Here is a 6,804-nt window from a genome sequence, read left to right as displayed (position 1 = left end):
GCTTGTTGGGGAGGTTGTCCTGGGCGAGCATCACAATCGTGATGAGCTTGCTCTTGGCGGTCTGGAAGTTGGTAAGCTCGGCGATGGTGTCAATGTTGTCTGGGGAGACGTTCTGCCCTTCGTCCAGGAGAAGAACGCAGTGACGACCCTCCTTGTATTCCGAGAGCAAGAAGAGCTCTAGGAAGCGCTGGTTGTCTGCCGCTGTCCTGGTTGGCTTCTGATCGAACGCCTCCAGAACTGCTCGCAAAAACGCCGCAGGGGTACGCATCGAGGCAGCAGGGAGAAAAGCTACTGTCTTGGTCTTGTCCTCCTCCCAAGTCACGAGGAGCTGGTTGGCCACGGTTGTCTTGCCTGCGCCGACAGGACCCGTCAGAACCGCAAGACCGCGCTTCTGGTCAGCAGCATAGCGCATCTTGGCGATGGCGATTTTATGCTCCTGACTTGGATAGGCAAATTTTGGATCAGGCTGTACGGAGAACGGTGCCTCCGTCAGTCCAAAAAACTCTAAGTACACACTACCTTCCTTTCTGGGAGGGCTGGAGTCTGATACAGCGAAACTCGCCTACCTTCCTGCGCCCACCACTGTAATCTGATTACAGTATTGTACCGGATAGTATCGTCTTTTTGCCAGGGCACCCTTAGGGCAGTTAGTTGAGGTATTCTTTTGGCACACCAATGGCTCGACCTACTAAACGTAAATACATGCCCTATCAGCTGGCCTTGCGGCGACTGCTTCTGGAGGATCAGGTCGAAACAACGGACGGGCAACCCTTGTTTGCTTCTCTGGGTGATCTTGCCCAAGCGGTCATGGTGTATGAGTTGGTGCCAACGAAAAAGGAATCGCTCGTGCCTATGATCCAGCAAGGCCTGGTGGGATCTCGCCCCTTCAAGAAAGAACGTGCGGTTGCGCTCCGTCAAGCAGTTGTTGAGCGCATTCAACAACGTGTACCTGACAAGCTGGAGGAACTTACTGGGAAGTTCGATTATGCGCTGTACATGGTTGAAAAGGTACGTCGCCATCCTTACCAGACAACGAGCGGAGCGAAGTGGTTGGTGGGTGAGGACATAGGGAGTACGTTTGCGATTGTCCCCTATATCCGAGAGGTCATAACAACCAAAGATGGGCTCGCTTTGGTCCGAATGTTTATCGCCTCCTATGGGCTCTCCGGTCGCGAAATGCCTACCAACTTCCGCCAAAGGCATCTGCTGGCATTTGCGGATGACGAAGATATTTTCGCGTTTTTGTCGGTTGTGGTTTCTGAATCGGCCTATGAAGAACTGGGGGAGCGGGATCGTCCACTCAAGCAGGAGCACATTCAGAAAGCTTGGATGCGCTTGGAAGCGTATTCCCGAAAGCATATTCTCCAGTTTGCTATCCTGCCTGCTTCCTACTGCCTTAGCTCCGTTACCATCTATGACTGTGAGCGTGAGGAGGGGAGGACGATGGCGCTCAGTTATGGTGGCGAGGCTTTCCAGTACATTCAATTGCATGGGCCATTTCGGCAGGGATACCGCCAGCTCTATCTTGATCTTATGGACGGGAAGATCGAAGGAGCCAGGTTTGTTGTGCCAAGCGATTTTCATGCGAAGATCATGTATCAGCTTCTTTCAGCTTCCGCCGTAGTTTAAGCACGTTTAAGCACAGATAGACGTTGCATCCGACTCTGCGATGACATTACAGTATGCCCACTACTGCCGCACTATGGCAGCGAGAAGGGAGCGGCTACTTAATATGTCAATCAAGGATTCCGAGTCCAAGGGGAACCTCGCGGTACTTCCCCAGGGGCTTCGGCCACGGGGTAGGGTGATCGAGCAACATGAGGCGTTCGATCTGGATGGTGGTATTGGGCGTTTGGAGGAAGAGATGCGCGCCGCACGTCGGGGCGGTCTCTTTGGGATTGCTCGTCTCAAGTGGGAGGCGTGGCTTGAGGAGAAGATGAAGGAGCCTGCCATCCGCAAGCTCAAGGCACAACAGGCGGTGCTCTTTGAGCAGCGCCGAACCGCGCAGGCCCAGATCGATCTACGGAGCACGGTGTTTACTGGAGAGCGCGACGGTGAACTCGGACGCACTGCTGTTACTCATGCACGAGGGGTTCGACTCCAAGCTGATATGGATAGTCTCGGTATCGGGCAAGACGATGGCGTTCCTCGGCCATTCCCACCCAAACCGGGAGATCCACCGCTGAGTGTGCATATCTCCGATCAGCAAATCGAGGCTCTTGCCCTTAAAGCCGTATCGAATATTCCAGCGGGGCTAGCGGGGGAAGAAGGTATGAAAGCCTATCTTTCAGAGCTGCATGATCGGCTTCCAAAGTACGTTGCTGACGAGGTGGAGACGCGCATTCGAGCACTGCGACGAACCATGTCCTAGTGTCCTATCGGGTGGGCAATGGGGTGTCCTATCGGAGGGTCAGTTAATAACCCACCTGTAGAGGCACCCTGTCGAGGAAAAAGTGGCTTTTTCGGGCTGTAACTGTCTTCTCCATTCCTCATAGCTCTTAGCCTTCGGACTCTATTCGTCCTCATGCTCATCCCTCTCGTTTTTTCAAATCCAGCACACCTGCGAAAACATGACTTCGCATCACTGGCTCTCACTCTGGAAACCAAAACCTCATGATTCGAATCGGCACTCGAATACTCCACGACTCCCAGCAATCCAGCACACGATTCCGCGTCGTCTCTGACGACCCCGAGCTGATTCCGCACGTCGATCAGCCATGGCTCCGCGCCCATGCCTGCGAAAAACTCGAGCTGCCGATGCCACGTCACACCGGGCCAAACGACAAGATTTCCATCGTTGCAGCAAGTCATGAACAGCTTGCGCGTCATGCTGTAGTGTGTGGCGCAACCGGAAGCGGAAAGACCCGGCTTGCCATGCAGCTTCTTTATGAGCAACTGAAAGCGGGGTGTTCCGTGGTGATGATGGACCCCAAACTTGAGACCATAAAGCACGTCCTGCTCATGGCGCAGAAGGCCGGAATTACCTCCGATCAGGTGACGATGCTCATGCCGGGAAACGCGAACCTTGCAGGCGTTCCGGGCTGGAATCCACTGGACTACAAGCAAACGGGGACACCGCCAGGGCAAGCGGCGGCGGACTTCGTTTCGGTACTTGCTCAGAGCACATCGTCGTGGGGACCGCGAATGCAGGATCTCTTAACGAACGCCCTGCTGATCATCGCAACCCATCGGCTTTCGATTTATGAGCTTGCTCGTTTTCTCCAGCGAGACGAGTATCGCGAGGGTCTACTCACTCAAGAAGTCGAGCAGCCCGACCCCATTGCCTATCAGGAAGCGCACGAATACTTCACGGCGGAGTTTGCCAACTGGGGAAAGTCGGAGCGCTCTTCGGCAGTGGCTCCCGTGATGAACAAGCTTCGTGAGTTCTTGCGCTCTGGCTTTCTGCGCTCGCTCCTGTGCGCCGAGAAGAACACTCTGGATATTGCGTCGCTCTGGCAGCGTCAGCGCCTAGTTCTGGTGAATCTGGATCAGACAACACTGGGAGATGAAGGTGCCCGGCTGCTCGGCGGAATGCTTGCCTGGCAGCTCTATCGCACCGCGATGCGTGTTGATGGCCCGGTGCCGGTGTGCCTCTCGCTTGATGAGATGGGAGTCTCCGGGAAGTTTATTGGAAATGCGGTAAATCAGATTTTGGCGATTGCCCGCTCTCGTAAGCTCCGGATGCTGGTGGCTTGCCAGCACCTAGGCCAGCTCTCCGACGAGCTGCGGGAGTCACTGCTTGCCATTACGTCCGTGCGAGCTTTCTTTCGACTTGGTTATGACGATGCCCGTGTCATCGCCGCCTCACTTGCTGCTGGAACAGGTGGTGAGGTTGTGACGGTTGAAGCCACCAGTCAGCTAAAGAAAGATGTAAAGACGGGGGAAATGATTGGGCCATGGACGGCAATGCAGCACCCGATTTTGGATGCATGGGGTAACGAGCTACGACTCTCAAATGGAGCATGGAAGGATTTCTTACTGGGACGAATCGTTCAGCTACCAAAGTACGAGACCGATTTTGTGATGCCGTGGGAGAAGCTACCAGACGGCTGGGAAAAGTCCACACCTTCTTGGGAAGAGCTGCCCGAGATCTGGGAGTTTGATCCGATAGATAGGCTCTTAGAGCTTGCTCGGCTTTCTCGGATGCCGCGGCTCTATGTTCATGCTGCGGACACCGGCGAGCCGGTTGAGCTACGACGATATATTGCTCGGCTCTCACGCCAGCAGTACCGAGTGGCAGGTTCGGCACCCTTGCGACTCGCTGTTCTCTTCCCTAAGCCCAAGCTCTCGGTGGTGACACGCATTACCGAAAGTGAGCGACGTGATCGGTGGGTGCGTCTTCTGATGGAATTACCAACCGCTCGTGCTGTAGTGGTGCTGGCCCCAGAAGCTCCGGTTATCACCCAGGTCGTCAAAGTGCCTGATCCAGCGACACCTGCGGGCTTTGAGAGGTTTTTGAGTGAAGCGCTCGTTTCAAGTGGACAGACAGTCCCCGACTTGGAGCGAATCTATCAGGCGCGTCGCAGTGAAGTCAGTCGTCTTGAAGAGGTTGGGGCTGACATTGTGGCAATGCAAGATGAGGAGAAGGGAGGGCGGTCTGGAAGGTCAAAACAGCCACGGCGGACTGTAGCAAGTAGTAGTGCCCCACGAGTCGGCCCTGGAAAAATGGTTCTGGCATTACCCGAGAGTGGGGAGGTGGATAACGATGGAAGCCTTGCCTAGCATGTCAACTTCGCGCACGTCTCGCTATCGTCGTAGCTCGTCGGCGAAGCCACTGGTCGCACTCACGCCGATAAAGCGCAAGTTGCTGCGGTTTCTGGTTGAGTGTCGGGTGCTCTCACTGCCTCAGCTTGTTTCCCTTGGGCAGCTCTCCCCTAAGGGGACGCGCAGGCAGATGCGCCTGCTCTTCGACTCGGGGCTCGTCGAGGTCGTGGCCGTCTCACGGGCGGCTCTTGCGCCAGAAGGTGCTTCTGCCGATGAGACGCTGCTTTATGGGAGTGCGCCGAATCTCTATGTGCCAACAGCCCTAGCGGTGCGAGCCCTAGTCGAGCTTGGCGTCGTGGATAGTCGCTATCTCGGCCACAGCTACCCTGCCTACAACCCCAAAAATGGCCTCTTCCTGCGGCATGAGTTGCTCGTTCGTGATGTGCGCGTCTGGCTTGAGGGCATGGCCTATAGGGAGGTCGGGCGAACGCTTCGCTGGGAGGATGGCATAGGTGCAACCCTGGAGCTTGGGGAGAAGCAACTCCTCAAGCCGGATGCTTGGTTCGTCTTCGAGATCACCCAGGACGAGCGCCCGGTAGTGTTAGTTGGCTTGGTCGAAGTGGATAGGGGGACGGAGCGCGGCAAAACGCGCTGGGCGGAGAAACTCACCCGTTACCATGCCCTGTTCAGCTCAGGGAAGCTACTGGAAAGCACTGGCTACAAGAACGCTCGCGTGTTAGTGCTGTGCCCTGATGAACCCCGTCGAGACCGTCTTGCTGCCCTCATCGCCGAGCTTGCCGGTGATGAGCGCCTCGCGGGAAAGTTCTGGTTGATAACCGCGCAAACCCTGGAGCAGACCGGGCTACACGACTCTGTGTGGCTGGTCGCAGGGCAGTCTCAGTCCTGTGCCTTACTGTAGACTGGAGCCGCCGATGTGATTTTTGTCCAAGGATTTCTGGTAGAAAGTGGAGATTTTCATCTGCGAAACTTTATCTTATAGAACCAATAGATGCTCGTGCAAAATTGATTCAAAGCAACTAGAACAAAGAAAAGCCAAATGATGTCACGCTCTTTATGCAGTTGAGAAATCGTAAAAGAGATGAGCGCAACGACGGCATGGCGTAAAGCGCGTGGGTATCTCTTAGTAAAGTCCACCCATTGCTTGGCGAAGCTCTCCATTCGCAACATGGGATCGGTTGCCGCGTGTTGTTTTTCTTTCAGTCGGAGCAATTCCTTTTGTGACTCGGTAGCGATCGCGGGATCATCACTCTTTGAAGCCTTCTCATAGGCAACTCTGGCTTTGTCCCACATCTCTTGGTGCGTATATAAAAGTCCCAATATCTGATGGTGATCTGGATCGTCAAATAGTGCAAGCGATTCTTCGGCCAGCCTGGTAGCGTCCTTCGCCGCCTGCTTTCCACGCGCTCCGCCTTGAGTTGAGTGGAATCTTCGGCGGAGGTCTGCCTCGGTAAACAGGCACATGGCACGACAGAAATTAGCCTCTTCTCCGGTAAGGGAATTGGATTGTTTGTAGGCGATTCGTAGATCGCCGCTAATCAGAGATTCTACATTCGCGATAGTTGTTTTTACTTGCTCTTGATTCTCGGGAGCGTAGGAAGCAAGCCTATCAGCTTGCCCTTCTACATCTTCAAGCAGGGAAATGATGACGTCTACTTCCTTCGAAGATTGCGATTGCTGTATAGACATTTTGATATTCTCCTTTCAGATGTAAAAAGTGGTGACGCCAGAAAGCGCTTGAACGCCCTTGTCCTTGCCGTCTATGTAAACTGTATGGCTTCCTGGTGCAACGCTCTCAAAGTGAGCGATCCCTTTATCGTCTGTGTACTTCTCGTGGTTTCCCCCAGAATAGACCACGACCCGACTCATGTGCACCACGTTTCCCGTTGCTTCTGAAACCACCTTGATACTGACCATCGCTTGCTCCTCCCAAGCCACTCCGCATGGCTTTTACAGATTGGTTATTTTACCATGTATATATCCCGTGGTGTTTTATACTGTGTGATTATTCCCGTGGTTTGTATCCGCTTTTTCTTCAATCCTATTGGGATGCAAAAGAGAAAAACTCTGGAGAATCGCGAC

Annotated in this window: 7 protein-coding genes; 4 read left to right on the top strand and 3 right to left on the bottom strand. The window is 54.4% G+C overall.

The window, feature by feature from the left end; translation table 11 throughout:
- The coding region (locus ACH2EH_RS00955; RefSeq protein ID WP_395137909.1) for an ExeA family protein at positions 1 to 514 on the bottom strand (514 nt) is incomplete at its 3' end.
- Between the two features lie 188 nt (positions 515 to 702).
- On the opposite strand from ACH2EH_RS00955, the gene ACH2EH_RS00950 reads away from it, so the two are divergent.
- From ACH2EH_RS00950 to ACH2EH_RS00935, 4 genes are all read left to right on the top strand, one after another.
- The gene (locus tag ACH2EH_RS00950) at positions 703 to 1,629 is read left to right on the top strand and encodes a hypothetical protein (RefSeq protein WP_395137907.1); all 927 of its coding nucleotides are present in this window, start codon (positions 703 to 705) and stop codon (positions 1,627 to 1,629) included.
- A gap of 103 nt (positions 1,630 to 1,732) precedes the next feature.
- Complete coding sequence (locus ACH2EH_RS00945; RefSeq protein WP_395137905.1) at positions 1,733 to 2,371, top strand: hypothetical protein; 639 nt, start codon at positions 1,733 to 1,735, stop codon at positions 2,369 to 2,371.
- A 242-nt stretch (positions 2,372 to 2,613) separates the two neighbouring features.
- Positions 2,614 to 4,722 carry a type IV secretory system conjugative DNA transfer family protein gene (locus ACH2EH_RS00940; protein ID WP_395137903.1) on the top strand — a complete coding sequence of 703 codons (2,109 nt, stop codon included), beginning with the start codon at positions 2,614 to 2,616 and terminating at the stop codon, positions 4,720 to 4,722.
- Position 4,723: 1 nt separating this feature from the next.
- Entirely contained in the window at positions 4,724 to 5,623 is a 900-nt protein-coding gene (locus ACH2EH_RS00935; protein WP_395137901.1) for a replication-relaxation family protein, read from the top strand.
- A gap of 56 nt (positions 5,624 to 5,679) precedes the next feature.
- Here ACH2EH_RS00935 and ACH2EH_RS00930 read toward each other — a convergent pair whose 3' ends face one another.
- Positions 5,680 to 6,411: a hypothetical protein gene (locus tag ACH2EH_RS00930; protein ID WP_395137899.1), complete on the bottom strand. Its 732-nt coding sequence runs from the start codon at positions 6,409 to 6,411 to the stop codon at positions 5,680 to 5,682.
- A 15-nt stretch (positions 6,412 to 6,426) separates the two neighbouring features.
- Positions 6,427 to 6,639, bottom strand: coding sequence for a hypothetical protein (locus ACH2EH_RS00925; RefSeq protein ID WP_395137897.1), 213 nt, complete (start codon positions 6,637 to 6,639; stop codon positions 6,427 to 6,429).
- Positions 6,640 to 6,804: the final 165 nt, after the last annotated feature.

Source organism: Armatimonas sp. (assembly GCF_043760365.1).
In the GTDB taxonomy this organism is placed as follows: Bacteria; Armatimonadota; Armatimonadia; order Armatimonadales; family Armatimonadaceae; genus Armatimonas.
Note: the sequence above shows the minus strand (reverse complement) of the source record. Positions and strands in the feature narration are given on the sequence as shown.